Source organism: Flavobacterium sp. (assembly GCF_028689845.1).
Lineage (GTDB): Bacteria > Bacteroidota > Bacteroidia > Flavobacteriales > Flavobacteriaceae > Flavobacterium.
The window spans coordinates 15,514-41,292 of record NZ_JAQVCH010000018.1 but is presented as its reverse complement, the minus strand read 5'-3'; the positions used below and the strand labels follow the sequence as shown (position 1 = coordinate 41,292).

The following is a 25,779-nucleotide window of genomic DNA, read 5'->3' as shown; positions in this document are numbered from 1 at the left end:
TTATTTAGGAACTATTTTAGGACTATTCGGCTTTTCTCGAATTAAATAAATCCCTATTAATATTAAAATGGCTCCCAAAATATACCAGAAGCTGAACTCTTCGCCATCTAAAATTCCCCAAATTATAGCAACAACGGGCAAAAGATAGCTCGAAATACTTGCAAAAACCGCAGAAGTATTTTGAATCAATTTGAAATATAAAAGCATCGCTATAGCTGTTCCGAATACGGTTAAAAAAGCCATGTAAAAGAGTGGTTCTACATAAGCCGTTTTCATTTCAAAATTTTGAATCATTCCTGTAAAATATAAGATAACCAATGAAGGAATAGCCCAAAAACTGTAAACTGCTGCTGTTAGTTTTATAGCATCTAAATTGGGGAGTTTTTCTTTTACAATCAGCGAGTTTATAGCATAGGAAGCACCACCTAAAATAATTAACATGGCATAACCAAATTGAGAATTTTCAGAATTACCTTTAGTAAAAAAAATCAAACTTGCTGCTCCAATAAACCCGATTACGGCACCCAGCACTTGAGTAAATTTGCTTTTAATTCCAAAAAATACAAATCCAAATATCAAAATAAATATCGGCACCAGAGAATCTAAAATTCCTGCTAATGAACTACTCACTTGTGTTTGAGCAATTGGAAATAAAAACATGGGAAGAAAATTTCCAAAAAAACCAGCAATAATAATCCAAAACAAGGTGTTCCTTCTCATTCGTAGCAATGTTGGAATGCCTATTATCGCTAAAATTAAACCTGAACCAACTACTCTGATCGCTCCGATTTCATAAGGAGAAAAAACCAAAAGTGATTTTTTAATCAATATAAAAGAGCTGCCCCAAGTTAAGGAAATGAATACTAATAGAAACCATCGGTTATTGAAAATTTTCCTCATGAATGCAATTTTTATTCTAAGGTTTGTTCGCCACCACCATTTACAAAAATAGTTTGACCGCTTACCCATTCAGAAATAGGAGAAGCAAAATACAACATCGCCCCTGCAATATCTTCTGCTTTCCCTAAACGTTTTATTGGGGTGTGAGCCAACATTACTTTCTCAATTTCAGGAGTTAAAACGCTTTCTAAAGCGGCAGTTCTTGTTGCTCCTGGACCAACTGCATTTATGCGAACTTCTGGACCAAAATCATGTGCTAAATTTGCTACTGTATGATTCACAGCTGCTTTTGAGCCACTATAACCACTCATATTTGGACTTTTATTTACACTCGACATGGAAGTGGTAAAAACAATAGAACCATAACCGTCTTTTTTCATATGAGGAACTACTAATTGACATAATCTCCAACCGCTAAATACATTTAATTCGAAATCACGTCTGATGGCATCAACTGAAATTTTAAATGGATTTTCTCTTCCGCCGCCGCCGCCGCCAGCATTGTTTATTAAGATGTGAACACCTCCTAATTCTTTAACGGTAGTTTCTACTAGATTAACTAAATCTTCGTCTTTCAAGACGTTGCAAGAAACTGCAATAGCTTTAATACCAAAAGTTTCAAGTTCTTTGGCTGTTTTTTGTGCATCTTCTAAATTAAAATCACCAATGGCAATATTGGCACCATGTTGTGCTAATATAACTGCGGTAGCTTTTCCAATTCCATTAGCTCCACCAGTTACTATCGCTGTTTTTCCTTTTAAATTGAATAATTCTGAAGTTTTCATTAAATAGGTTTTAGATTATTGTTTTTTAAATATTGTTTTTCCATCTTTTATTGTTTCTATAATTTTAATGTTTTTGATTTCCATTGGATTCACTTTTATTGGATTCTTGTCTAATATAACAAAATCAGCTAATTTTCCATTGGTTAAAGTCCCTTTTAAATTCTCATCAAAAAATTCAAAGGCTGCGAAAGAAGTAATCGCTTGCAATGCCATATATGGTGTAGTTCTTTCTGTTTCGCCAATTATTTTCCCTGAACGAGAAACCCGATTAACAGCAGTCCAGATAGTAAATAATGGATCAATAGGGGTAACTGTTGCATCAGAGTGATTAGTTGGTTTTAGCCCTAAACGCTTGGAACTAACCATTGGACTTAAGAAATCAGCTCGCGTTTTTCCTAAATTTTCTACATGTATATCACCCCAAAAATAAGCATGATTTGTAAAGAAAGAGGGCTGCATGTTGTAGGTTGCAAATTTTTTTAATTGTTCCAATCGTGCAAATTGCGAATGAATAATAATGGTTCTACGATCTTTGTCTAAAGGTTGATTCAATTTTGCACATGCTTTCTCGTGTGCTTCTAAAACCATATCTATCGTTGCATCCCCATTGCAATGAATAAATAATTGATTATTCTTATTGTATGCTGTTTTAAATAAGGAATTCAATGCTTCCTGTGTTAAACTTGGTAAACCTTTGCAGTCGTGGTGACAGCCTGGAACTTCTGTCAAAAAAGGTTTAGAGAAAAATGCTGTTTTACCTTGAGGAGAACCATCGGCTACGATTTTTGTTCCTTGTATTTTAAACCCGTTTTTGTAAGTTTTGAAGCGGAGAGAAGTGTCCGCCAAATTGCTGTCTAATTCAGAATAACCTGCTAGTGCAATCAAATCGATAATCAATTTTCCGGAATCGGCTTGCGATTGAAAAAATTTGATTGTGTTTCTATCTGTCATTCCATCATTGGCCGTTGTAATTCCGTTTGATGCATAATAATTTTGGGTTGTATTAAAATAGTCAGCTTGTTTACTAGCTAAAATTTCTAACATGTTTTTAATAAAAGGATACATAGCGGTTTCTTGCACTAAACCAGTTGGCTCCTTTGAATTTGGGAAACGATCTATATTACCACCCTCTGGACTTTTGGAATTGGCTGAAATATTTAATTTTTTAAGACCTAATGAATTGGCAACACCCATATGTCCGCTTGTATGTTGCAAATAGACAGGATTATTGGGTAAAACTTTATCTATATCTTTTTTTGTAGGATGGCGTTTTTCCAATAATTGCCCGTCATCATATCCCCAACCAAAAATCCATTCACCATCAGAAATTTTGTTGTTTTCTTTATAATTTTTAAGATTTTGAAGAATATCTTCAATAGTTTTGATTTTTCCAACTGGTTCCGGATTTAAATCTACTTGTCCCATTGTATTTGAAACCATACTAAAATGACTGTGAGGATCTATAAATCCTGGCAATAACGTTTTGCCTTTTAAATCAATTCTTTTTAAATTCTTGAATTTTGATTCAGCTTCAGCTTTATTTCCTACAAATATAATTTTTCCGTTTTGGCTAACAATTGCTTCAACATATTTAGGAATATCATCTTCCATAGTAAGAATATCACCATTGAAATAAAGTTGTGAATTTTCATTCGGCATTTGATTATTCTCTTTACAACTCCATAAAGAAAATAATAGAAATCCTAATAGAAGTTTTCTCATTTTAGGTAGTTTTGGATTAGATATTAAAAATAGAAAATTTTTGTCGATATAATCCGAAAAAAGCATTGATTTTATTTTTCAAAACTTTCTATACTAACAATTTAGTCAATGAATTACTTGATCAATCCGTTCATAATAGCTAAAGGAGTTCATTTTCTATTATTTTAAGATTATTTAGCAACATTAAGCATGCCGTTTAGAACTGATTTATAAACGTTCTAGTTTTATAAAGTTAATCTCTAAATGAATAGTAATTTTCGCTTTCATAATAAATTAAGAATTCTGGCTTTTTTTTATTGAGCTAAAATCATTTACTAAAACCAATTTAAATATATTTTTTTGGATATATCAAAACATAATAAGTTTAAAAATTAAATACACAATAAATAGTTAATCAATTAAAATTTATCTTAAAAAGATTAAAATTTATTGTTTATCAATAAATATATTTTATATTTGTCCTCTGTAACTTTAAATTTAAAAGATGAAAACAACTTCTAAACAGATTTTAATTTTTTTGAATGTCGTAGCTTGGATACTTTTTATTGGATTGTGCGTAGAAGCAGGGAGTTTTATTTTTAATGCCTTTTTTACTTTTTTCATTAATCCAATTAACGCTTCCTACTTAAAACTGGAGCATTTATTTCAATTTGATTCAGGTTACTTTGGAGTCATTCTATTCTTAATGATTACGGTATCCGTTTTAAAAGCGATTTTATTCTATGTTATCGTTAAACTTTCGATGGATAAAAAAGCTAGTTTTGGACAGCCATTTACTATTGAAGTCAAAGAAAGTGTGAAGCATATTGGCTATTTGGCACTAGGAATTGGCCTATTTTGTATTTGGGGTAAGAATTATTCCGATTGGTTAGTTCAGCAAGGCGTGCAAATGCCGGCAATTGATGTTTTGAGTATGGGTGGGGGAGACGTGTGGTTGTTTATGGCGGTCATTCTTTTTGTGATGACGCATTTGATAAACCGAGCAATTGAATTTCAGGCTGAAAATGAATTAACAATTTAACTTATGGCAATTATAGTAAACTTAGATGTGATGATGGCAAGACGAAAAATGTCACTCAATGATTTATCCGAAAAAGTAGGCCTAACGCTTGCTAATCTTTCTATTTTAAAAACAGGTAAGGCAAAAGCCATTCGGTTTAGTACGCTAGAATCCATTTGTGAAGTATTAGCTTGTCAACCGGGTGATATATTAGAATATAGCAAAGAGTAAAACGAATTTAATTGCTAAACAAAGCAGGTTTAAATGTGTTTAGGCCTGCTCTTAATAATTTACATAATCAGTTATTTCTAAACCATAACCAATCATACCTACTCGTTTGGTTTGTTCAGAATTAGAAAGTAATCTAATTTTAGAAATATCGATATCGTGTAAAATTTGGGCTCCAATTCCAAAATCTTTAGCATCCATTTTGATAGGTGGAGCTTTCATTTGTCCTTTTTCTTGTAATATTTTTAACTCGCCAATTCGATTTAATAATTCAATCGACGGAATTTCTTGATTTATAAAAAGCACAGCACCGCGACCTTCTTCATTAATTTTAGCAAACATGTCTTCCAATCTTTTTTCAGAATTATTGGTTAATGATTCTAAGATATCGTTGTTCACTTGCTTCGAATTGATTCGGGTTAGCACCGCATCGCCTTTGTTCCAACTTCCTTTTGACAAGGCCAAATGCACTTGTTTATTGGTGGTTTGCAAATAGGCTCGCAAACGAAATGTTCCAAAACGAGTTTGAATTTCACAATCTTCTTTCTTTTGAATCAAGCTATCATGTTGCATTCGATACGCCACTAAATCCTCAATAGAAACTAATTTTAAATTAAATTTCTTCGCTACTTCTACTAATTGCGGTAAACGTGACATTGTTCCATCATCATTCATGATTTCGCAAATCACACCAGCAGGCGAGAAACCTGCTAAACGAGCAAAATCTATAGCGGCTTCAGTGTGTCCCGTTCTTCGCAATACGCCACCTTGTTTTGCAATTAACGGGAAAATATGCCCAGGTCTAGCTAATTCATAAGGTTTGGTATTTTCATCCACTAAAGCTGCAATGGTTTTGGCACGGTCTGCTGCCGAAATTCCAGTGGTAACGCCATGACCTTTCAAATCGACAGAAACGGTAAAAGCGGTTTCCATCGGATCGGTATTGTTGGCTACCATTGAGCGAAGTTCCAATTCGGAACAACGTCTTTCTGTTAAAGGGGTGCAAATGAGTCCACGACCATGCGTAGCCATAAAGTTGACCATTTCTGGAGTTACTTTATCGGCTGCAGCCAAAAAATCACCTTCATTTTCGCGGTCTTCATCGTCCACTACAATGATTATTTTTCCTTGGCGGATATCTTCAATAGCTTCTTCGATCGTATTCAACTGAATAGGTGTAGACATTTTATAAAATTTATTTAGCTTCTTTTTTCTTAAAGAATTTAGTAATCGGTTGTAAAATCACTTCCATATTAATCAAACCAATATCGTTTGTGGCTCTATAGGTGAGTAATATAGCGATAGGTGTGAGGATAATGGAAGATAACCAGGAACCCAGAAAAGGAGGAATACCGTTTTCTTGTGCCACTTTTTTTCCAAAAACATTGATAAAATGATAGACAATAAAAACAATCATGGCAAAAACAATAGGCAATCCTAATCCGCCTTTTCTAATAATAGCCCCAACTGGTGCACCAATAAAAAACATCAGTAAACACGCATATGCAATAACAAATTTATCATATAACGCGAGCCAATGGTTATTAATGTTTTTAATTTTTCCTTCAAATTCATAATTTGATCCATCAATAGAATATTTGATGTTTGAAACATTTCCACGAGCAAATTCAAGTATTTGAGATAATTGAAAAGGTTCTAAAATTGAGGTGATATCGTTTACTAAAGTATCCTTTACTACGGGCTGATCGACCAATTTGGTATTGACAATGGTGAGTCGCTGATTGATGTTTTCTGAATAAGATTCAAAATCTTTTCCAATTTTATTTTCTAAGGAATCGATGGTATAAACCAATTCGTTCACATTAAGCATGGAATTAGTATTGGTAATATCATTGGTGTTTCCTTCTGAATTTTGTAACGGAGCTAAATCAAAATTGATAATATATTTTTTGAATGAGCTTTTAGCAAAAGGCATTTTGCTTTTGTCTTTATAATTTTTTGGCTGAATGTCTTCATAATAATTTCCATCATATAAAACCAATTGAAGGAAATTTGTTTTTTCATCGCTAATTAATTCACCGTTTTTAGCTTTAATAATAACATTGGCACCAACACCTAAATTGGATAATTTATGAATGGTAATGTCGTCTAAAAGATTTTTATTTTTACCATGTTTTTTGCTGACCTTAATATTATAGTTGCCAATTTTACTAAATTGTCCTTCGGCAATAGCCATGGAAGGCTTTTGTTGCACAATGGTTTTTTTAATATTCACAAACTCATATTCTGCTTGTGGAATGATGTTGTTGGCAAAAAGAAAAGCCACAATGCTTAAACCGCTAATAAAAATGGCAAGGGAATACATGGCTCTTTTTAAAGAAATTCCTGAAGCTTTCATGGCTGCAAATTCATAATTTTCGGCAAAATTTCCGAAAGTCATAATAGAAGCTAACAAAACTGAAAGTGGTAAAACCAACGGAACAACTTTGGGAGAATAGAATAATAAGAATTTGATGATAAGATAAAAATCTAAATCTTTCCCAGCTAAGTCGGCAATAAAAAGCCAAATTCCTTGTAAAATAAAGATAAAAAAGAGGATAACAAATACCGTAGCAAATGTACTTAAAAAGGAAGTCAGTATATAGCGATCCAGTATTTTCAACTCAGAATTAGTCTATTCTATTGATGTAGTAACCTTTATATTTACTTTCGTCAAAGATAAATTGATTTTTTGACATCGGTTGATTGGTTTTGAAAGAATTAACAGTGAGTGTTGTTTTTGTACCGTTGCGTCCTACTTCAATCAAATTATAAATATGTTTTGTTTGCACATCGATTCCTAATAAAATTTCTTTGCGTTGGTCTTTTGAACTAATTGGAACGAGTTTAATGTATTGAATTTTTCTTCCTTTAATGTCTTGTAAAACATCCCAATAGTATTTATATCCTGAATTAAAAAAAGTCAACATTTTAGAAGGCGTAATGGCATTCTCATCTTTGTCATCGACTTTAGAAATGGTAATTTCTTCATCTTCTGGAACAATCGTATAGGTTTTTTTTCCGTCAAATATTTTGGTTAACCCCATGAAATTTAAATAATATAAATTTCCTTTTAACATCACGTTTCCTTTGCTATCTTGGTTGATGTTTTCTTTCGTATTTTGAAGTGAATACTTGAAATCAATTGCAATATTTTCATAACCTTTTACTTTTGCGGTGACTTCGTCTAGCAGGTCTTTGGCTTTTTTATCTTGTCCAAAGGCAGTAAAAGTCAATAAAAAGAATAAAGTAATAAAAGTTAAATTTTTCATTTTAGGCATTGTTTTGTTCATTATTTAAAAATTCATTCAACGCGTTTAAATCGGGAATGTTTACACCTCTTGCTTTGCTACCTTCAAATTGGCCTACAATTCCAGCTGCTTCTAATTGGTCAATTAATCGACCAGCTCGGTTGTATCCTAATTTTAATTTTCGTTGCAAAAGTGAAGCCGAGCCTTGTTGAGCAATTACAATTATTTCGGCTGCTTCTCTAAACATCACATCGCGTTCAGAAATATCTATATCAAGCACTATGCCATTCTCTTCCCCAGAGTATTCTGGAAGCAAATAAGCAGTGGCATACGCTTTTTGAGAACCAATATATTCCGTGATGCGTTCTACTTCTGGCGTGTCCACAAAAGCACATTGTACTCGCACTAAATCATTACCGTTGGTATATAACATATCACCACGGCCAATTAATTGGTCGGCTCCTTGTGTGTCTAAAATGGTTCGTGAATCTATTTTGGAAGTTACTCTAAATGCAATTCTAGCTGGGAAATTCGCTTTAATTAAACCTGTAATAACGTTGACAGAAGGTCTTTGTGTAGCGATAATCAAATGAATTCCAATCGCACGAGCCAATTGAGCTAGACGAGCAATTGGTGTTTCCACTTCTTTTCCAGCAGTCATAATTAAGTCGGCAAATTCATCCACAACTAAAACAATATAGGGTAAAAAACGATGACCATCATTTGGATTAAGCTTTCGGTTTTTGAATTTATCGTTATATTCTTTGATGTTCCGAACCATTGCATCTTTCAATAAATTATACCGATTATCCATTTCGATACACAACGAATTCAACGTGTTAATTACTTTGGTATTGTCTGTAATAATGGCATCTGAATTATCAGGTAGTTTTGCCAAATAATGTCGCTCAATCTTATTGAATAAAGTAAGCTCTACTTTTTTTGGATCGACCAATACAAATTTGACTTCCGCAGGATGTTTTTTATATAATAGCGACGTTAGTACCGCATTTAAACCAACCGATTTTCCTTGACCTGTTGCTCCAGCCATCAACAAGTGCGGCATTTTAGCTAAATCAACCACAAAGGTTTCGTTAGAAATGGTTTTTCCTAAAGCAATTGGCAATTCCATTTCTGCTTCTTGAAAACGTTGCGATGACAATACTGATTTCATCGGAACCATGGTTGGATTTTTGTTTGGAACTTCAATACCAATCGTTCCTTTTCCTGGAATTGGAGCGATGATACGAATTCCTAAAGCAGAAAGCGATAAGGCGATGTCGTCTTCTAAACTTTTAATTTTAGAAATTCGAACACCAGCTTCTGGCACAATTTCATATAAAGTCACCGACGGACCGACGGTTGCTTTAATTTGTGCAATATCAATTTTATAATTTCGTAAGGTATCGACAATGCGATTTTTATTTTCTTCTAATTCTTCTTGATTGATGGTAATTCCGGCAGAACCATAATCTTTCAATAAATCGAGTGTTGGAAATTTATATTTTGAAAGCTCTAAGGTGGGATCAAATTCGCCAAAATCGGCCACTAATCGCTCCGCTAAATTTTCTTCGAGTTGTTCTTCTTCGGTCGCTTTTTCAATCACAAAATGTTCGTCATCAGTATGGATTAGTTCAACTTCCTTTGGTTTTATAGCTAGTTTTGACTCATCTGTTTTGGCTTTCGGCATCAAATCAATTTCTGACGAATGCTCGATGGTTGGTTTTAAATCGTATTTATTAATTTCAAAAGCAGAAGGTTTCATCAAAATTATGTCTTCTTCATCTTCCTTAATTTCCTCTTTGGGCAACGGTTGGTTAAACGCAAGTTCTGCTTCCGATAAATCGTCTTTGACTTCTTTTTTCTTTCGTTCAAAAAGTTTTTGAAATGATTCTGGCGAAACATTCACTCTAAAAATCAAGTAGATTAATAAACTAAAAACAAGAACGATTAAAGTACCTGGTTTACCCATGAAATCTTGAATAAAAGAATTCATTTCGAAGCCAATCACACCGCCTAATTCAGGAATATAATCGGAGAAAAAACCAAATAATAAGGAGAAATTTACCATTGCAAATAAATCCCAAAACCAAGTGTTCTTTAGCTTTTTAAACGATAAATTTAGAATCAAGTAGATTCCTGATAAAAATAAAAGTCGAACAAGCAAGAAAGAAGCAATTCCAAATCCTTTATGGAGGAAGAAATCGGCTAAATAAGCTCCCACTTTTCCTAACCAATTATTGACTTCAACCGCTCTATCTGCAAAACTGTGAACTGCACTTTGGTCTTCTTTTGAATAAAAAAAGAAAGAAATCATCGATAAAAATAGCACGAGTGATACTAATAGCAAAAAACAACCCAATAAAAATTTGTGTTGTTTGTTAAACTTCCAAGGTGTTTTAAGTTCCTTGTCTGTCATCGCTTGTTTTTTTGTAGTATTTGTCGATGTTTTAGCCATTTTATACCAACAGATTTACTTTTTTTAATTTAAAATTTTAGGTTAAATACGGAATATAAATAATGACTCCAATTGCTATGGCGGTCATTGCAGCAAAAAAAACAGCTCCTGCCGCAATATCTTTAATAAATCCAATGCGTTCATGAAATTCGGGATGAATAAAATCGGCTATTTTTTCAACAGCAGTATTCAATCCTTCAATAGAAAGCACTAATCCTATAGCTAAGGTTTGCAATAACCATTCCGTTTTTGAAATCTGAAAATAAAATCCAGCAATGGTAATAAGAATCCCTAGCGAAAATTGAACCATTACGCTGTGTTCGGTGGTCAATAGTTTAAAAGCTCCTTTTAAAGCAAAAACCATGCTTTTTAAACGACCAGTGAAAAGGGAGTTGTCTTTTTGAAATTCCATAATGGGATTATAGGGCAGCCAAAGCTGCTTCATAATTAGGTTCTTGTCCAATTTCGGGTACTTGTTCAGCATAAGTAACTAGACCTTTTTCGTCTACTACGATAACCGCACGAGAATGTAAGCCTGCCAACGGACCATCTGTAATGGTTAAACCATAAGCATCACCAAAACTACCCTCTTTAAAATCAGATAAATTTTCTACATTTTCAAGCCCTTCTGTACCGCAAAAACGTTTCTGAGCAAAAGGTAAATCACGTGAAATACACAGTACTTTAGTGTTTATTAATTCCCCTGCTTTCTGATTGAAAGTTCTAACTGAGGTAGCACAAACTCCTGTGTCAATACTTGGGAAAATATTTAAAACCAATTTGCTTCCCGCATAATCTGCTAAGGTTGCAATTGATAAATCGGTTTTTACTAAAGTAAAATTAGGTGCTTGTATTCCTTTTTTAGGAAGTTCACCAGAGGTATGTATAGGGTTTCCACCCAAAGTAATTACTGCCATAAGTTGATATTTTATAAGATTTCAAAAGTAAGAAAATTTTAGTGATTTTTAAGTGGAATTAGTGAACAAAAAAAACGCCTTCCGAAGAAAGCGTTTTAAAGAGGTATTTGTTTGGAAATTATTTATCAATTGAACCTAAAACGCGGCTCATAAAAGAATTTAAAGCTTCTTTTTTTTCCATCCCGCTTTGAATAGATTTGTGTACTTCTAAAGCACCATACAAGTTTGAAATTAACTCTCCAATGACATCCAATTCTTCTTCTTTTAAGGAAGAAACTTCGGTTAAAGCCTCTAATACTTCAATGGTTTCAACCAAATAATCTTGGTCGTTTTCCTCTATGAATTGCGTGAGGTGTTTGATGATTGGTAATTTCATTAGTTCTGAGCAATTTCTGAAACCAATTCGGCTAAAACTTCCGCTTTATTGGTTTGTGTTTGATTGACTAAAACCCCGTTTAGAAACGTAGCAAAAGTAGGCAAATTAGATACATTGGCTAGTTTTCTTGATTCCGGTGCATTTTCTGCATCTACTAGTACAAAGGTCAATGTTTCGTTTTCTGAGGCTAATTTTTTAAATTTCGGTTTCATAATTCGGCAATTGCCACACCATGAAGCAGAATATTGAACCACAACTTTGTTATTTTGTTTTACTACGTCGTGTAATGTATCTTCAGTTAATTCGATTAACATAATATTATTTTAAGTTAAAAAATAAAAGAGTTGATGTTTTTTAGTTATGGCTCAAATAAGCTGCAGTACTTGAACGATCAGCATGCATTGCTTCTTTTCCCTCTTCCCAATTTGCTGGACAAACTTCTCCTTTGGTTTGAACGTGTGTATACGCATCGATTAAACGTAAATATTCATTTACATTTCTACCTAATGGCATATCATTTACACTTTCGTGGAAAACTTTTCCGGCCTCATCAATAAGATAAGTTGCTCTAAAAGTTACATTTGAACCTTCTAATATTTCATCATTCAAGTTTTCATCATAAACCCATTCTGCATCTAAAATATCTAAAGCAGCAGCAAGATTTCTAGTGGTGTCTGCAAGAATTGGATAAGTTACGCCTTCAATTCCTCCGTTATTTTTAGGTGTATTTAACCATGCAAAATGTACTTCGTTCGTATCACAGGAAGCACCAATTACGATAGTGTTTCTTTTTTCAAATTCACCCAAAGCATCTTGAAAAGCATGTAATTCTGTTGGACAAACGAATGTGAAATCTTTAGGATACCAAAATAAAAGTACTTTTTTGTTGTTGTTTAAAGCTTCTTCAAGTACATTGATTCTTAAATTATCACCCATTTCAGAAATGGCGTCAACGGTGATGTTTGGAAATGTTTTACCTACTAATGACATAATTATATTGTTTTTATAGTTATTATTCTATTGCAAATTTAAGACTTAATTTGTGAGTACAAATGACATAAGTCATACCTTTTACCAATAGAGCTATTTGAAATGATGATACAGACTGTTTTTGCTAATATATTATGTATTTGTAGTACGATTTAACTCAATATATTGAATATTTTTCTATTTTTTTGTTAAAATAGGATGTTTTTGATATGGTTAAAGTTGTATTAAATTAAAAAAATAACAGCTTAATTATTTTTTTAATTACTTATTTTGAATTTAATTGTTTGATTTTAATCTGAAAAGCTGCAAAAATTAGTGTCATGAACGGACTAATAATATTAAAGAACGCATAAGGCAAATAGCTCCAAGTAGAAACCCCTAAAACCCCAGATTGATAAGCTCCACATGTGTTCCAAGGAATTAAAGCAGAAGTCACCGTTCCAGAATCTTCTAGCGTTCTACTCAGGTTTTCTGGGGCTAAACCTTTATCGCGATAAGCTTTGGCAAACATTTTTCCGGGAACTACAATAGCTAAATATTGATCTGATGCCGTTAAGTTTAACGCTAAACAACTCGCAACCGTACTCGCAAACAATCCAAAAGTGGTATGAAAGAGTTTTAATAAGGAGTCTGTTATTCGTGTTAATGCACCAATTGCCTCCATGACTCCACCAAAAACCATCGCACAAAGGATTAACCAAATGGTACTTAACATTCCATACATTCCCTTGGAAGAAAATAATTCGGATAACATTTCATTTTTAGTTTCTATAGCTGTTTCAACGGTGATTGAATTCATCACGCCTTTGTAGCCAGAAATAAAGGTTAACTCATTGCTTCCTCCAATTTTGGCTACTAATTCTGGTTGAAAAATTAAAGCAAAAACACCACCAAGTAAAGTACCAATCAACAACGCTATAAGTGGCTCTGTTTTTTTTATAATTAATAAAATAACGATGGCAGGAACTAAAAATAACCAAGGCGTTATTGTAAAGGTTTCTTTTATTGCTTGTAAGGTAGCCGAATTATCACCTATTCCACTGGTAGTTTGAGCTAAACCCAAAAAGATAAAAATTATAAAAGTAATTATCATGGTGGGCACGGTGGTGAGTGTCATATAGCGAATGTGCGTAAATAAATCGGTACCAGCCATCGCAGGAGCAAGGTTGGTTGTGTCGGAAAGCGGCGATAATTTATCTCCAAAATAAGCACCAGAAACCACGGCACCAGCTACCATTCCGAGTGGCATTCCGATAGTAGAACCAATTCCGATTAGAGCAATTCCAACAGTAGCCGAGGTCGTCCATGAACTTCCAGTAGCAATAGAAATTACCGCACATATAATTAAACAAGCAGGTAAAAAGATTGCGGGATGGAGTAGTTGGAGTCCGTAATAAATCATGGTTGGAATGACCCCACTCAACAACCAAGTTCCTGAAAGAGCTCCTACTAATAGCAAAATTAAGATGGCTCCAGCTGTTGATTTTATGTTTTTTGCAATTTCTTCCATCATGGCACCATACGAAACTTTATTTCGAAAACCGACAATGGCAGCAATGGCTCCACCTAAAATTAAAGCAAATTGATTCGGACCTGAGGTAGCACTATCACCAAAAGCATAAACGTTATAAGCCAAAATTAATATTAAGAGAAAAATAGGAGTGAGGGCTTCTAAAATTGAAAGTTCCTTATTTTCAATAAGTTGCTCGTCTTTTGGATCTTGAGTTTTAATGTCTTGGCTTTCCATTTATTTTTTTTGTGGATGCAATATATAAAAAAAACATGAAATTAAATTTAATACAAAAAAAATCCGACTCAATGTTGAATCGGATTTTCGTTAAATTGAGCAGGATGATTTTTATAAAACACCAAGCTCAATCATGCATTTTTTCATCATTTGATAGGTGCGTTCGATGTCGTTATCTAAACCAATCGAAAAACGAATGAGTCCGTCAGACAAGCCCATTTCTTTTTGTTCTTCAGCTGGAATTTCTGATGAAGTAGACGAACCCGGAGCACTAAATAAGGTTTTGTAAAACCCTAAACTTACGGCTAGGTAACCAAGGTTTTTTTCTTGCATCAACTCCATTAACGCATTGGCTTTGTCTAGAGAACCAACGTCCACGGTCATCATACCGCCATAACCGAATTCTGGGTTAATCATTGTTGAATAAAGTTGGTGACTTGGATGACTTTTTAATCCTGGATAAACGGTTTTAAGTCCATCTTTTTCAAATTTTTCAGCTAGATAAGCCGCATTATAACTGTGTTGTTTCATCCGTAAATGAAGCGTTCTTAAATTTTTCATCACACTTGCACTTCGCATACTATCCATGGTTGGACCTAAAAGCATGCTTGCCCCTGAATTTACATTTTTTAAGTCATTGATAAATTCCTGTGAGGCACAAACTACACCACCAACAGTGTCACTACTTCCGTTAATATATTTTGTAAGTGAATGTATAACAATATCAGCTCCTAACTTGATAGGAGAAACGGATAATGGCGAAAAGGTATTGTCAACAACTAACGTTAAGTTATGTTTTTTTGCAAGTTTAGAAAGCGAAGTAATATCGGCAACTTCTAATAAAGGATTACTAACGGTTTCACAATATAAAACTTTAGTATGCTGATTGATAGCTGCTTCTACAACATCTAACTTTGTAATATCAACAAAACTTGTTTTTACACCTAATCGCGGAGCAAAATTCTTTAAAAAAGCATAGGTTCCGCCATAAATAGTTCGGCTAGAAACAATGTGGTCTCCGTTGCCACATAATTGCAAAAGTGTTGGCGTAATTGCTCCCATTCCAGAGGCAGCTACATTGGCACTCGCTGTTCCTTCCATAGCGGCAAGAGCTCGATCTAAATATAAATTACTAGGTGAAGAATGACGTGAATATAAATAACAACCTTCTGCATTGCCTTCAAACGTATCGAACATTGTTTTGGCAGACAAAAAAGTATAGGTGGAACTATCTGAAATAGAAGGGTTAACACCTCCAAATTCGCCAAAATATTGTAAGTCTTGAATTTGATCGGCAGGATTGAAATCTGAGTTTTTCATCGGTAGTAGTTTAAAAGTTGTTTAACAAATTACATTATTTTTAGATTATTAATCAAGGGATGATTTAAAATTTAGTTTTTTATTTTGTAATTTTAATTTTTTATAGTTTTTTAAACTATTTTCGAATCCGTTAACTAACTTTAACCGAAATTTTTAAAACAACATCAAATGGATTTAGATAAAATTGATAAAAGATTACTTGCTTTGCTTCAAGTAGATACTAAACAAACTACAAAAGAGTTATCGCTAAAATTGAATCTTTCTGTTACTGCGGTTTATGAACGAATAAAAAAATTAGAACGAAACGGAATCATTCAGCATTATGTGGCACTTTTAAATCGTTCAAAAATCAATAAAAGTTTTGTGGTTTTTTGTCATATCAAATTAGTGCAACACACTCGAGAATACCTTACAGTTTTTGAAAATGAAGTGATAAAATTAAGCGAAGTAGTAGAGTGCTTTCACGTAAGTGGCGATTATGATTATATTCTTAAAATTTGCTTAGGAAGTATGGAAGAATACCGTGAATTCATGGTCACAAAACTGACAGCCTTACATTATATTGGAAGCACTCATAGTTCTTTTATGATTGGAGAAGTCAAGAATACAACCGTTTTTGAACTTAACTAAATGAAAAAAAAACAATTTTAACTATTTCTTATCATTCGCTCGATTCAAAAAGAGTAGCTTTGTTTATCTAATATTTTTGCATGAAAATCGCTATTGTTTGTTATCCAACGTTTGGAGGAAGTGGTGTTGTTGCTACTGAATTAGGGCTAGAATTAGCTCATCGGGGACATGAAATTCATTTTATAACCTACAGTCAACCCGTTCGCTTAGCCTTATTAAATCCAAGGGTATTTTATCATGAAGTGAATGTGCCAGAATACCCGCTCTTTCATTATCAACCTTATGAATTAGCGTTGTCTAGTAAATTAGTCGATATGGTGAAGTTGTATAAAATCGAATTACTTCACGTGCATTATGCTATTCCGCATGCGTATGCTGGTTACATGGCTAAACAAATGTTAAAAGATGAAGGTATTCATATTCCAATGGTTACCACTTTACACGGTACAGATATTACCCTTGTGGGAAATCATCCGCATTATAAACCAGCAGTGAGTTTTAGTATTAATAAGTCGGATATTGTTACATCGGTTTCGCAAAGTTTGAAAGACGAAACCTATAAACTTTTTAATATTACGAAAGAAATTGAAGTCATTCCCAATTTTATTGAATTGAAAAATGCTAAAATTAAAGAAGGAGAACCCTGTTATCGCTCCTTGATGGCTCACGATTCTGAAATGATTATTACACATATTTCTAATTTTAGAAAAGTAAAACGAATTCCTGATATTATTAAAATTTTTCATTTAATTCAGCAACAAATTCCAGCAAAATTAATGATGGTGGGTGACGGACCTGAAAAAGAAAAAGCCGAATCATTGTGTGAGGAATTAGGCATTGCCAACAAGGTAATCTTTTTTGGAAATAGTCACGAAATTGATAAAATATTATGTTTTTCAGATTTGTTTTTATTGCCTTCTGAAACCGAAAGCTTTGGTTTAGCCGCTTTAGAAGCTATGGCTTGTAGCGTACCCGTAATTTCTAGTAATACTGGCGGTTTACCCGAAGTCAATAGCGAAGGTTTTTCGGGATACTTGAGCAATGTTGGCGATATTGAATCAATGGCTAAAAATGCAATCAAGATTTTAGCGAATCCAGCTACACTAGCCACTTTTAAAAAGAATGCGTTGGAAGTAGCAGAACAATTTGATCTTGCAAAAATTCTACCCCTATATGAAGCGGTTTATCAAAAAGCGTTGGCGAATAATTTAATCGAAGAGACAGAATAGTATGAAAAAAACAATTTTTATCGCCACAATTGCGTTGGTTATTTTTGCTTGTGCTCCAAAACCAATTGCCTCAGAAAAAACGGAAATGTTTGAGATTTTAAAACAATCAGAATATGGCGGAGCGGAATTTAAATTTTTTGAAATTATCACAGAGGCAAAAGAATTTAAAATGCTTTTAAACGACCCCGATTTAAAAAAGAAAGTAAAAGCATCCGATATTTATACCGCAAATTTTTTATTATTGAATATGGGACCACAAACTTCGGGTGGCTATTCAATTAGTATCGATAGTATTCAAGAATTGGAAAACGATGTTATTGTGACTATAAAAGAAAATGCTCCAACAGGAATGGCAACCTCGGTGATGACCAATCCGATGACGATTGTAAAAATCAACTCTAAAAAGAATATCATTATAAAATAAAAAAAGTCCATTTTAGTTCACTAAAATGGACTTTTAACGAGTTAGTTGTTCTAAAACTGATAACGAATACTCAACGCGATATCTGAACCAAAATTATCATTGCGATAATTGTTTCCAAAGTAAAGTTCTGGTCTATAATCTAAAGAAAGTAAAAGCGGAATACTAAAATTATATTCAATTCCAATATTTCCGGCTAACAACAAAAAAGAGCCATCGTCATAATCTTTGTTTTTATTGTTGTTGTCCCACGTTCCAACTCCACCACCAACACCAGCATACCATTGAAAACGATTTTCAATAGTCCAAACCCATTGATAAAGGCCGACTAATTTAAAAGCATCGTCATCATCAGAATTGCGAATCCCCAAATCTAGCTCTAGTCGATTGTTTGATGAAAGTCCGCGTTGATAGGATATTTCTGCTCCAATCCCATCATTACTACCAAGCCGTAATCCTAAAGCATTTTTTGAAATTTCTTGGGCAGAAGCTTGAAATGACAATGCAATTAATAAGACAAGTGATAAAAGAATTCTTTTCATATTTAAAGTTATTTATAATGTTTTTGTAAAGGTAACGTATAATAAGCCTTAATCGTACAGGATAATTTAATTTAATAGATAAGTAGTTAAGAATTCTTCTTGGGTTTGCGAGCCTGATTGGGGAATGTCTAAACCAAATTCTGATGGGTTGATGGCTAAATTATAGGAAATAACGGTATTTCCATAAACCATTCCTATATTTTCAGCATAATAATGTGTTGCTAAAAGCACGTCTTGATTATTTAAAATCGTAATTGGTATCGTAATCGTAGTTCCAGGAATAGTTTGTAACGTAGTTACCTTAATAGTTAAAGCAAATTTTACTTTTTTGACATTTGGATAGGTTTCATTTTTTGAAGTAGTAAAACTCGATAACGATTCTAAAGCGGTTGATTTGATACTATAATCGATTGTTATCGGAAAACCATTAAAATCTTGCGAAATACTATTAGATTGAGAAGCTAAAACAGTATTGTTATTTGCTTGAGCATCAATTAGAACAAAATCGGATAATGAGAAGTTTAGCGGAATATCAATTCCTAAATCCAGTGCTAAATCACCTGCAAAAAGCACTTTGGCATTCTCTTTTCGCAAACCATTTTCATTTAAAAGTGTAGCATAAAACCCAGTTGGAACCGCTGCTACTTCCATCTTTTGATAGGTTTTGTTTTGGATTAAGACTTCGGCACCTACATTAATTTTATCAAAAGTTGTATTGGGAGCATTGACTTCATAAGTCCAACTGTTACCAAAATTTAAAGGTAAATAATCTGCATTTGAGCTACCTTCGTCATCAGAAGAGCAAGAAATTGTAAGTAATAGTAGGCTAAAAAGAATTCCAAATGTTGTTTTCATATCCGTTTATCGTGTTTAAGAAAACAAATTAACGCAAAAAAGAGTTAACAATTGTGCGGATTCTTCTATTCAAATCTAATTAATCTTCTTAGTTTGTTATAAAAAACTTATTTTTGTTCAAAACAATCCATTTATGGCAGGAAATAGTTTCGGTACTGTGTTTAAATTAACCACTTTTGGAGAATCGCATGGCGAAGCTATCGGCGGTGTAATTGACGGTTGTCCTGCTGGTTTAGAAATTGATTTTGAAGCTATTCAAACCGAAATGAATCGCAGAAAACCCGGTCAATCTGCTCTAGTGACGCAACGAAAGGAAGCCGATGAAGTACAGTTTTTAAGCGGTATTTTTGAAGGAAAAACGACAGGTGCACCTATTGGATTTATGATTAACAATACCAATCAGAAAACGAACGATTATACGCATTTAAAAGATACCTTTCGTCCAAGTCACGCCGATTTTACTTATGAAAAAAAATATGGAATTCGCGACCATCGTGGTGGAGGAAGAAGTTCGGCTAGAGAAACAGCTTGCCGAGTTGTTGCTGGAGCTATTGCAAAACAATTGATTTCTTTTATTAAAATTAATGCTTTTGTTTCTTCGGTTGGAACTATTTTTATTGACAAACCGTATCAAGAATTAGATTTTTCTAAAATTGAATCCAATCCCGTTCGCTGTCCCGATGAAGCAACCGCGGCTAAAATGGAAGCCCATATCAAAGAAATTCGAAAAGAAGGCGATAGCGTTGGCGGCATGATTATGTGTGTAATACAAAATGTACCTATCGGTTTGGGCGAACCAGTTTTTGATAAACTACATGCCGAATTAGGAAAAGCAATGCTTTCTATCAATGCGGTTAAAGGCTTTGAATTGGGGAGTGGTTTTTGTGGAGCTCAAATGAAAGGAAGTGAACATAATGATTTATTTAATCTGGATGGCTCAACAAAAACCAATTTGTCTGGTGGAATTCAAGGTGGAATTTCAAACGGGATGGATATTTATTTTCGAGTGGCTTTTAAACCCGTAGCCACCATCATGCAGAAACAACAAACCATTGATAATAAAGGAAATAGTGTCGAATTGGAAGGCAAAGGTCGTCATGATCCTTGTGTTGTGCCAAGAGCTGTTCCCATCGTAGAAGCCATGGCCGCTTTGGTTTTGGCCGATTTTTATTTACTAAACAAAATATACCAATAAATATATGAAATTAGCTCTCCACTGGAAAATTGTTATCGGAATGGTTTTAGGATTGACTTTCGGTTTTGTTATGCAAAACCTGGAAATGAAAGGAATTGTTGTCGATTGGATTAAGCCCTTCGGTACTATTTTTATCAATCTTTTAAAAATGATTGCGGTTCCTTTAATTGTCGTTTCGTTAATTGTGGGTTTATCCGATTTAAAAGATATTGCTAAATTATCTAAATTAGGAGGACGTACGGTTGGTTTATATTTATTTACAACAGTTTCTGCGGTTTCTATCGGATTGGTTTTGGCTAATGTCATAAAACCAGGTGAATTTATCAATGAAGAATCCCGTCAAAGCTTATTGGAAAATTTTGCTGGAGAAGCCGCTCAAAAAATTGAATTAGCCGAAAAAGCAAAAAGTAGTGGCCCATTGCAACCTCTAATTGATGTTGTTCCAGATAATTTCTTTTTAGCCATGACGGATAATGCCTCGATGCTACAAGTTATTTTATTTGTAATTTTATTAGGAATTGGCTTAATTTTAATTGAGGAACAAAAAGCAAAACCTGTTGTTGATTTTTTTAAAGGTTTAAATGAAGTTATTTTGAAAATCATCGATATTATTATGCTTTTTTCTCCAATTGGAGTATTTGCGTTGATGGCTGCGTTAATGGTTGAGATTCCCGATTTTTCTACTTTAAATGCTTTATTGGTTTATGCATTTACTGTAATTTTAGGCTTAGCAATAATGACTTTTGTTTTATATCCTACCTTATTATATGTATTTACAAAACATTCTCCGGTCAAATTTTTTAAAGCCATCGCACCCGCTCAATTGTTAGCTTTTTCAACGAGTTCAAGTGCGGCTACGTTGCCCGTTACGATGGAAAGAGTAATAGAACACGTTGGGGTAGATGAAGAAGTAGCTAGTTTTGTCCTCCCTTTAGGAGCAACAGTTAATATGGATGGAACGAGTTTATACCAAGCGGTAGCCGCTATTTTTATTGCTCAAGTAATGGGGATTCCGTTGGATTTACAAACACAATTGATGATTATTGTCACCGCAACACTCGCATCAATTGGTTCTGCAGCAGTTCCAAGTGCTGGAATGGTCATGCTTGTCATCGTTTTAGGACAAGCAGGAATTCCAGAAGCAGGTTTAGCACTTATATTCGCTATTGATAGGCCTTTAGATATGTGTCGAACGGTGGTTAATGTTACTAGTGATGCTACTGTTTCAACTATCGTGGCACATTCTGTTGGTAAATTAAATCCAGTTGATAGGGAAGATTAAAAAAATTTTCTTATTTTCGTAAAAATATTAAATAATTAAATTATGAAAAAATTATTACTTTCTTTAACATTGTTGGCTTCGTTTTCAGGATTTTCTCAAATTACCTTGATTGAGGATAGCTTTGAAAGTTATGATAGCTTTACCATTGACAGCTTTGGCGAATGGGATGGTATAGATTTAGACTTACTAAATACGTACAATCCTTCTGGGTATCCAGATGGATATGAATTTTGGCCAACGGCTTCAGTACCACAATCCTTTATGGTTTTTGATCCTGCTTTAGCAGGTGCAACCGATGAAAATTTAGAATGTACTGCTGACACTGAAACAAGATCTTTTGCACCTAGAACAGGTACAAAATATGTAGGTTGTTGGGCTGGTGTGCCAAACTCTAACCAACAAACAGCAGTTGCTAATAACGATTGGTTAATTAGCCCAGTGGTTCAATTAGGAACAGGTAATACAATTAGCTTTTGGGTAAAAAATCTTTCTAATTGCTACGGAAATGAGCGTTATAAAGTAGGGATTTATTCAGGAACAGGAACTCCGCTAACATCAACTGATTTTACATTAATTGGAGGAGCTGCAACACCTTATTCTGCTTCTTATCCAAACTGGACTGTTAGAATTGTTAATATCCCAGCTTCATTTAATGACCAACAAATTCGTGTTGGAATTCAATGTGTTTCTTCTGACGCCTATTTCTTTATGGTAGACGATTTTAAAATTACCGCTACTACTTTAGGTGTTAAAGATAATTTTAATGCTAAATTTTCAATGTATCCAAATCCGGCTTCTACAGTAGTTTCTATTGCTAACTTAGATAAAATTGCAGTAAATGCAGTTTCAATCTCTGACATGAATGGTAGAATTATGAAAACAGTAGAATTAGGTGGAGTAGATAAAGCAGACATCGCTGTTTCTGATTTAGCTGCAGGTATGTATTTTATTAATATCGCAACGGAAGAAGGAATTGCAACTAAGAAATTTATCAAAAAATAAGTTCATCAAACAAGATTAAAAAAAAGACTAAGTGAAAACTTAGTCTTTTTTCTTTTTGTCACTATTCATCATCATCATGACGGCTGCTATAAGTCCGATAATTACTAAGCCAAAAACGCCAACCATAATTATAGCTCCGTTTTCCCACGAATAAAGTGCTAATGTTAATTTGTTCATTTGATTAAGTTTAAAGTTAGTCAAATATAAGAAATTTAACCGTTTTAATTTATGATATTTATCAGTTGTAATTCTTAATTAAGTATCTAAAAATTTTGCTTTCAATTCGGGTGTTGGAATCATACAAGCTTCTTTTTTTCCATACCATTGATAGCGGTTTTTTGCAATGTAATCATACACAAAATTCCCAAATGAACCCGTAAAAGACATATACGATATTATTTTATGCCAACTATTTAAATCTTTCGCAATCTGCATGGCTGCTTCTGCTTTAATATAATAGGCTTCGCCAGGTACATATAAAACAATGCTGTCAATTGAAGACGAAGCTACACCCAAATGGGTTAATATTTTTTGTCCGGTTTCAGATTGCAAAGCCACAAAACGAAAAACATCTTTCGCATCGTGTTGGATGATAAATTGTACGGCATGATTACAAAGATTGCAAACGCCATCAAAAAGAATTATTTTTTTTCCTTCGGGTAATTCGTTCATTTTTATTTTTTTGCTTCTACAAATTCTAAATTATCTAAACTTACTTTCGAGGTAAACACACCATAATTTACAGTTGCTTTGTTTTTTTCAATATTATCTAGAGTTCCCACTGCTTTGCCATCAATCATTCGCACGCGATCACCGACTTTAAGCACTACTTTTGGTTTTTCGGCAGCTACTTTTTGAGCTTTTATTTTTTTTTCTTTTTTGTCTTGTCTAATTTCGTCTACTTTAACCGTAACTTCTTCAACTATTTGTTTTTGAACGATTTCCTTTTCTTTTATTTCTTTTGCAGAAACTTTTTTCCGCTTGGCATTTTCTATTTCTATCACTTTTAATAACTCACCAATCAACACTTTTTTATCTTTATTTTGAAAATATTTTACAGCTAAATCATCTACTTTCTGGCCCATGTAAATCAACCGCTGATTCGAATCGTATAATTCCTGATAACGCTCAAGTTTATCTTGAATTTTGGCATTGATGGTTTCCATTTTCTTACCTTCCTCACGGGCTTTGCTTTCTTCTTCCTTTAAATTGGTAGCTGTTTTTTCCATTTTTGAACGTTCTTTTTGTAACGTAGCAATGGTTTTATCAAATCGTATTTTGCCGCCTTCAATTTTTTTCTTCGCTCGATTAATTAATCCATACGGAATTCCGTTTTTTTGAGCGACTTCAAATGTAAAAGAACTTCCCGCTTGGCCTAAAATTAGTTGATACAGCGGCTCTAACGTCTTTTCATCAAAAAGCATATTGGCATTAGAAGCAAAGGGGAGTTCGTTGGCTAATATTTTCAAGTTGGAATAATGCGTCGTAATAATACCAAACGCTTCCCGATGATAAAATTCTTCTAGAAAAATTTCTGCTAATGCTCCACCCAATTCGGGGTCAGAACCAGTTCCGAATTCATCAATTAAAAACAGTGTTTTTGCATTGCACTTTTTCAAAAAGTAGTTCATGTTTTTCAAGCGATAACTATACGTACTTAAGTGATTTTCTATAGATTGATTATCGCCAATATCAGTTAAAATACGATCAAAAATAAAGGTTTCGCTTCGTTCATGAACCGGAATTAACAAACCACTTTGAAGCATTAATTGTAATAATCCGATAGTTTTTAGGGAGATGGTTTTTCCACCCGCATTCGGACCAGAAATAACAATAATCCGACTCGTATTATCTAATTCAATAGTTTGCGGAAACGTTTTCTCGCCTTTATTAGTATTATTTAAATATAAAATAGGATGATAGGCATCTCTAAAAAACAATCTTTTTTCTGTCGTAATTGTTGGTAGAATAGCATTGATTTTAAAAGCATATTTTGCTTTTCCAGCAATCACATCAATATCACTCAGAAAGTCTTGGTACTGATTTAAAAGCTCTTTATACGGACGAATCGCATTGGTCAATTGTTTTAAAATTCGCGTAATTTCTTCTCGTTCTTCATATTCTAAATTGCTTAATTCTCTAGAATATCGCAAGGTTGCTTCCGGTTCAATATAGGCAATGCTTCCTGTTTTTGAGCTTCCTAAAATACTTCCTTTAACTTTTCGTCTGTACATGGCCAAAACCGCTAAAACACGACGGTTTTCAACAAAACTTTCTTTAATATCATCGAGATATCCTAACGACTGATATTGACTTAATGCCATTCCGAAACTTTGATTCACTTTGCCGCGAACCACACTCATTTCTTTTCGAATATGAATTAAATCAGCAGAAGCATTATTTTTAATTTCACCGTATTTGTCTACCACTTCCTCAATTTTTTGTACGATAAATTTAGTGTATTCTACTTCTAAAGCCCGTTGGTTTAACGTGGGATAATAATCGCTGAATTTTTTTAAAAACAAAAGCAATGTATTTGCCGTTTCCGATAATTGTGCAATTTTTTGAAAACTACCCACTTCTAAAAAACTATCTTCAATTCCGATAAACTTTATTTCTTTGGTAACCGACTCAAAGCCGTGGTTAGGTAAGGCGTTGTTATTAGAAAAAGAAGACAAATATTCAGACGTCTGCCATAAGGCTTCCATCAAGCGTTCTTTTGTGGAGAACGGTACAATTGCCAATGCTTTTTCTTTACCAATTTCGGTATGACAACGGTCTGAAACAGTTTGTAAAACGGTATCAAATTCTAAATCTTTTCTTGTTTTTTCGGTAATAGAAATCATGTATGTAGTATCGCAATTTTACGCAAATTTAGCGATAATTTTTCTGTAATGGTGTTGGACTTTTGTTGATGTTTTCTTAAAAG

At 33.7% G+C, this 25,779-nt stretch carries 27 protein-coding genes; 8 read left to right on the top strand and 19 right to left on the bottom strand.

All coding sequences use genetic code 11. The features are described 5' to 3' along the window. The 3 genes from PHR76_RS08420 to PHR76_RS08410 are packed head-to-tail and all read right to left on the bottom strand — an operon-like array spanning window position 1 to window position 3,407. Window positions 1–900 carry a DMT family transporter gene (locus PHR76_RS08420; RefSeq protein ID WP_300060939.1) on the bottom strand — a complete coding sequence of 300 codons (900 nt, stop codon included), beginning with the start codon at window positions 898–900 and terminating at the stop codon, window positions 1–3. Window positions 901–911: 11 nt separating this feature from the next. After that, window positions 912–1,685 carry a glucose 1-dehydrogenase gene (locus tag PHR76_RS08415; RefSeq protein ID WP_300060937.1) on the bottom strand — a complete coding sequence of 258 codons (774 nt, stop codon included), beginning with the start codon at window positions 1,683–1,685 and terminating at the stop codon, window positions 912–914. 15 nt (window positions 1,686–1,700) lie between these two features. Next, window positions 1,701–3,407, bottom strand: coding sequence for an amidohydrolase (locus PHR76_RS08410; protein WP_300060935.1), 1,707 nt, complete (start codon window positions 3,405–3,407; stop codon window positions 1,701–1,703). Between the two features lie 484 nt (window positions 3,408–3,891). On the opposite strand from PHR76_RS08410, the gene PHR76_RS08405 reads away from it, so the two are divergent. Then, a complete protein-coding gene (locus PHR76_RS08405; RefSeq protein ID WP_300060933.1) occupies window positions 3,892–4,428 on the top strand; it encodes a DUF2975 domain-containing protein in 537 nt (178 codons plus the stop codon). A gap of 3 nt (window positions 4,429–4,431) precedes the next feature. After that, complete coding sequence (locus tag PHR76_RS08400; RefSeq protein ID WP_300060931.1) at window positions 4,432–4,638, top strand: helix-turn-helix transcriptional regulator; 207 nt, start codon at window positions 4,432–4,434, stop codon at window positions 4,636–4,638. 51 nt (window positions 4,639–4,689) lie between these two features. On the opposite strand, the gene ribB is transcribed toward PHR76_RS08400, so the two are convergent. The 11 genes from ribB to PHR76_RS08345 form a co-directional block, all read right to left on the bottom strand. Next, complete coding sequence (ribB, locus tag PHR76_RS08395) at window positions 4,690–5,820, bottom strand: 3,4-dihydroxy-2-butanone-4-phosphate synthase (RefSeq protein ID WP_300060928.1); 1,131 nt, start codon at window positions 5,818–5,820, stop codon at window positions 4,690–4,692. Window positions 5,821–5,830: 10 nt separating this feature from the next. After that, window positions 5,831–7,258: an LptF/LptG family permease gene (locus PHR76_RS08390; RefSeq protein WP_300060925.1), complete on the bottom strand. Its 1,428-nt coding sequence runs from the start codon at window positions 7,256–7,258 to the stop codon at window positions 5,831–5,833. Window positions 7,259–7,265: 7 nt separating this feature from the next. After that, window positions 7,266–7,907, bottom strand: a complete 642-nt coding sequence (locus tag PHR76_RS08385) for an outer membrane lipoprotein carrier protein LolA (RefSeq protein ID WP_300060923.1) — start codon at window positions 7,905–7,907, stop codon at window positions 7,266–7,268. Window position 7,908: 1 nt separating this feature from the next. Then, window positions 7,909–10,344: a DNA translocase FtsK gene (locus tag PHR76_RS08380; RefSeq protein WP_300060920.1), complete on the bottom strand. Its 2,436-nt coding sequence runs from the start codon at window positions 10,342–10,344 to the stop codon at window positions 7,909–7,911. Between the two features lie 37 nt (window positions 10,345–10,381). Continuing rightward, entirely contained in the window at window positions 10,382–10,756 is a 375-nt protein-coding gene (locus PHR76_RS08375) for a diacylglycerol kinase family protein (RefSeq protein ID WP_300060969.1), read from the bottom strand. A 7-nt stretch (window positions 10,757–10,763) separates the two neighbouring features. Then, window positions 10,764–11,261: a thiol peroxidase gene (tpx, locus tag PHR76_RS08370; protein WP_300060917.1), complete on the bottom strand. Its 498-nt coding sequence runs from the start codon at window positions 11,259–11,261 to the stop codon at window positions 10,764–10,766. 118 nt (window positions 11,262–11,379) lie between these two features. Next, window positions 11,380–11,637, bottom strand: a complete 258-nt coding sequence (locus PHR76_RS08365; protein WP_300060915.1) for a hypothetical protein — start codon at window positions 11,635–11,637, stop codon at window positions 11,380–11,382. Continuing rightward, a complete protein-coding gene (locus tag PHR76_RS08360) occupies window positions 11,637–11,951 on the bottom strand; it encodes a thioredoxin family protein (RefSeq protein ID WP_300060912.1) in 315 nt (104 codons plus the stop codon). The genes PHR76_RS08365 and PHR76_RS08360 overlap by 1 nt, the downstream gene beginning before the upstream one ends. Before the next feature lie 40 nt (window positions 11,952–11,991). Beyond that, on the bottom strand, window positions 11,992–12,627 hold the full coding sequence (locus tag PHR76_RS08355) for a peroxiredoxin (protein WP_300060909.1): 636 nt from the start codon (window positions 12,625–12,627) through the stop codon (window positions 11,992–11,994). A gap of 265 nt (window positions 12,628–12,892) precedes the next feature. Then, window positions 12,893–14,374: a Na+/H+ antiporter NhaC gene (gene nhaC, locus PHR76_RS08350; RefSeq protein ID WP_300060906.1), complete on the bottom strand. Its 1,482-nt coding sequence runs from the start codon at window positions 14,372–14,374 to the stop codon at window positions 12,893–12,895. 111 nt (window positions 14,375–14,485) lie between these two features. After that, window positions 14,486–15,694 carry an aminotransferase class I/II-fold pyridoxal phosphate-dependent enzyme gene (locus tag PHR76_RS08345; RefSeq protein ID WP_300060903.1) on the bottom strand — a complete coding sequence of 403 codons (1,209 nt, stop codon included), beginning with the start codon at window positions 15,692–15,694 and terminating at the stop codon, window positions 14,486–14,488. A gap of 168 nt (window positions 15,695–15,862) precedes the next feature. On the opposite strand from PHR76_RS08345, the gene PHR76_RS08340 reads away from it, so the two are divergent. From PHR76_RS08340 to PHR76_RS08330, 3 genes are all read left to right on the top strand, one after another. Next, window positions 15,863–16,324 carry an Lrp/AsnC family transcriptional regulator gene (locus PHR76_RS08340; RefSeq protein ID WP_300060900.1) on the top strand — a complete coding sequence of 154 codons (462 nt, stop codon included), beginning with the start codon at window positions 15,863–15,865 and terminating at the stop codon, window positions 16,322–16,324. 80 nt (window positions 16,325–16,404) lie between these two features. Then, window positions 16,405–17,553, top strand: coding sequence for an N-acetyl-alpha-D-glucosaminyl L-malate synthase BshA (gene bshA, locus PHR76_RS08335; RefSeq protein WP_300060897.1), 1,149 nt, complete (start codon window positions 16,405–16,407; stop codon window positions 17,551–17,553). A gap of 1 nt (window position 17,554) precedes the next feature. Further along, window positions 17,555–17,977: a protease complex subunit PrcB family protein gene (locus tag PHR76_RS08330; protein WP_300060894.1), complete on the top strand. Its 423-nt coding sequence runs from the start codon at window positions 17,555–17,557 to the stop codon at window positions 17,975–17,977. A gap of 50 nt (window positions 17,978–18,027) precedes the next feature. Here PHR76_RS08330 and PHR76_RS08325 read toward each other — a convergent pair whose 3' ends face one another. After that, entirely contained in the window at window positions 18,028–18,516 is a 489-nt protein-coding gene (locus PHR76_RS08325) for a hypothetical protein (RefSeq protein WP_300060891.1), read from the bottom strand. 66 nt (window positions 18,517–18,582) lie between these two features. After that, entirely contained in the window at window positions 18,583–19,371 is a 789-nt protein-coding gene (locus tag PHR76_RS08320) for a hypothetical protein (RefSeq protein ID WP_300060888.1), read from the bottom strand. 133 nt (window positions 19,372–19,504) lie between these two features. Here PHR76_RS08320 and aroC point away from each other — a divergent pair, with 133 nt between their 5' ends. The 3 genes from aroC to PHR76_RS08305 are packed head-to-tail and all read left to right on the top strand — an operon-like array spanning window position 19,505 to window position 22,850. Next, window positions 19,505–20,566, top strand: coding sequence for a chorismate synthase (aroC, locus tag PHR76_RS08315; protein WP_300060885.1), 1,062 nt, complete (start codon window positions 19,505–19,507; stop codon window positions 20,564–20,566). Window positions 20,567–20,570: 4 nt separating this feature from the next. Beyond that, window positions 20,571–21,848: a dicarboxylate/amino acid:cation symporter gene (locus tag PHR76_RS08310; RefSeq protein WP_300060882.1), complete on the top strand. Its 1,278-nt coding sequence runs from the start codon at window positions 20,571–20,573 to the stop codon at window positions 21,846–21,848. 42 nt (window positions 21,849–21,890) lie between these two features. Further along, on the top strand, window positions 21,891–22,850 hold the full coding sequence (locus PHR76_RS08305) for a choice-of-anchor J domain-containing protein (protein WP_300060879.1): 960 nt from the start codon (window positions 21,891–21,893) through the stop codon (window positions 22,848–22,850). Window positions 22,851–22,889: 39 nt separating this feature from the next. Here PHR76_RS08305 and PHR76_RS08300 read toward each other — a convergent pair whose 3' ends face one another. From PHR76_RS08300 to PHR76_RS08290, 3 genes are all read right to left on the bottom strand, one after another. After that, the gene (locus PHR76_RS08300) at window positions 22,890–23,027 is read right to left on the bottom strand and encodes a hypothetical protein (RefSeq protein ID WP_300060877.1); all 138 of its coding nucleotides are present in this window, start codon (window positions 23,025–23,027) and stop codon (window positions 22,890–22,892) included. A gap of 78 nt (window positions 23,028–23,105) precedes the next feature. Further along, window positions 23,106–23,522, bottom strand: a complete 417-nt coding sequence (locus PHR76_RS08295) for a thiol-disulfide oxidoreductase DCC family protein (protein ID WP_300060874.1) — start codon at window positions 23,520–23,522, stop codon at window positions 23,106–23,108. Between the two features lie 2 nt (window positions 23,523–23,524). Beyond that, entirely contained in the window at window positions 23,525–25,696 is a 2,172-nt protein-coding gene (locus tag PHR76_RS08290) for a DNA mismatch repair protein MutS (protein ID WP_300060871.1), read from the bottom strand. Between the last annotated feature and the right edge of the window lie 83 nt (window positions 25,697–25,779).

Coding starts and splice junctions, on each gene's coding strand:
- PHR76_RS08330 (WP_300060894.1), top strand. CDS start 17,555: ATGAAAAAAACAATTTTTATCGCCACAATTGCGTTGGTTATTTTTGCT.
- PHR76_RS08310 (WP_300060882.1), top strand. CDS start 20,571: ATGAAATTAGCTCTCCACTGGAAAATTGTTATCGGAATGGTTTTAGGA.
- PHR76_RS08325 (WP_300060891.1), bottom strand. CDS start 18,516: ATGAAAAGAATTCTTTTATCACTTGTCTTATTAATTGCATTGTCATTT.
- PHR76_RS08360 (WP_300060912.1), bottom strand. CDS start 11,951: ATGTTAATCGAATTAACTGAAGATACATTACACGACGTAGTAAAACAA.
- PHR76_RS08355 (WP_300060909.1), bottom strand. CDS start 12,627: ATGTCATTAGTAGGTAAAACATTTCCAAACATCACCGTTGACGCCATT.
- PHR76_RS08380 (WP_300060920.1), bottom strand. CDS start 10,344: ATGGCTAAAACATCGACAAATACTACAAAAAAACAAGCGATGACAGAC.
- PHR76_RS08410 (WP_300060935.1), bottom strand. CDS start 3,407: ATGAGAAAACTTCTATTAGGATTTCTATTATTTTCTTTATGGAGTTGT.
- PHR76_RS08415 (WP_300060937.1), bottom strand. CDS start 1,685: ATGAAAACTTCAGAATTATTCAATTTAAAAGGAAAAACAGCGATAGTA.
- PHR76_RS08295 (WP_300060874.1), bottom strand. CDS start 23,522: ATGAACGAATTACCCGAAGGAAAAAAAATAATTCTTTTTGATGGCGTT.
- PHR76_RS08385 (WP_300060923.1), bottom strand. CDS start 7,907: ATGAAAAATTTAACTTTTATTACTTTATTCTTTTTATTGACTTTTACT.
- PHR76_RS08375 (WP_300060969.1), bottom strand. CDS start 10,756: ATGGAATTTCAAAAAGACAACTCCCTTTTCACTGGTCGTTTAAAAAGC.
- bshA (WP_300060897.1), top strand. CDS start 16,405: ATGAAAATCGCTATTGTTTGTTATCCAACGTTTGGAGGAAGTGGTGTT.
- PHR76_RS08320 (WP_300060888.1), bottom strand. CDS start 19,371: ATGAAAACAACATTTGGAATTCTTTTTAGCCTACTATTACTTACAATT.
- tpx (WP_300060917.1), bottom strand. CDS start 11,261: ATGGCAGTAATTACTTTGGGTGGAAACCCTATACATACCTCTGGTGAA.
- PHR76_RS08345 (WP_300060903.1), bottom strand. CDS start 15,694: ATGAAAAACTCAGATTTCAATCCTGCCGATCAAATTCAAGACTTACAA.
- ribB (WP_300060928.1), bottom strand. CDS start 5,820: ATGTCTACACCTATTCAGTTGAATACGATCGAAGAAGCTATTGAAGAT.
- PHR76_RS08305 (WP_300060879.1), top strand. CDS start 21,891: ATGAAAAAATTATTACTTTCTTTAACATTGTTGGCTTCGTTTTCAGGA.
- PHR76_RS08405 (WP_300060933.1), top strand. CDS start 3,892: ATGAAAACAACTTCTAAACAGATTTTAATTTTTTTGAATGTCGTAGCT.
- PHR76_RS08400 (WP_300060931.1), top strand. CDS start 4,432: ATGGCAATTATAGTAAACTTAGATGTGATGATGGCAAGACGAAAAATG.
- PHR76_RS08420 (WP_300060939.1), bottom strand. CDS start 900: ATGAGGAAAATTTTCAATAACCGATGGTTTCTATTAGTATTCATTTCC.
- PHR76_RS08365 (WP_300060915.1), bottom strand. CDS start 11,637: ATGAAATTACCAATCATCAAACACCTCACGCAATTCATAGAGGAAAAC.
- nhaC (WP_300060906.1), bottom strand. CDS start 14,374: ATGGAAAGCCAAGACATTAAAACTCAAGATCCAAAAGACGAGCAACTT.
- aroC (WP_300060885.1), top strand. CDS start 19,505: ATGGCAGGAAATAGTTTCGGTACTGTGTTTAAATTAACCACTTTTGGA.
- PHR76_RS08340 (WP_300060900.1), top strand. CDS start 15,863: ATGGATTTAGATAAAATTGATAAAAGATTACTTGCTTTGCTTCAAGTA.
- PHR76_RS08290 (WP_300060871.1), bottom strand. CDS start 25,696: ATGATTTCTATTACCGAAAAAACAAGAAAAGATTTAGAATTTGATACC.
- PHR76_RS08300 (WP_300060877.1), bottom strand. CDS start 23,027: ATGAACAAATTAACATTAGCACTTTATTCGTGGGAAAACGGAGCTATA.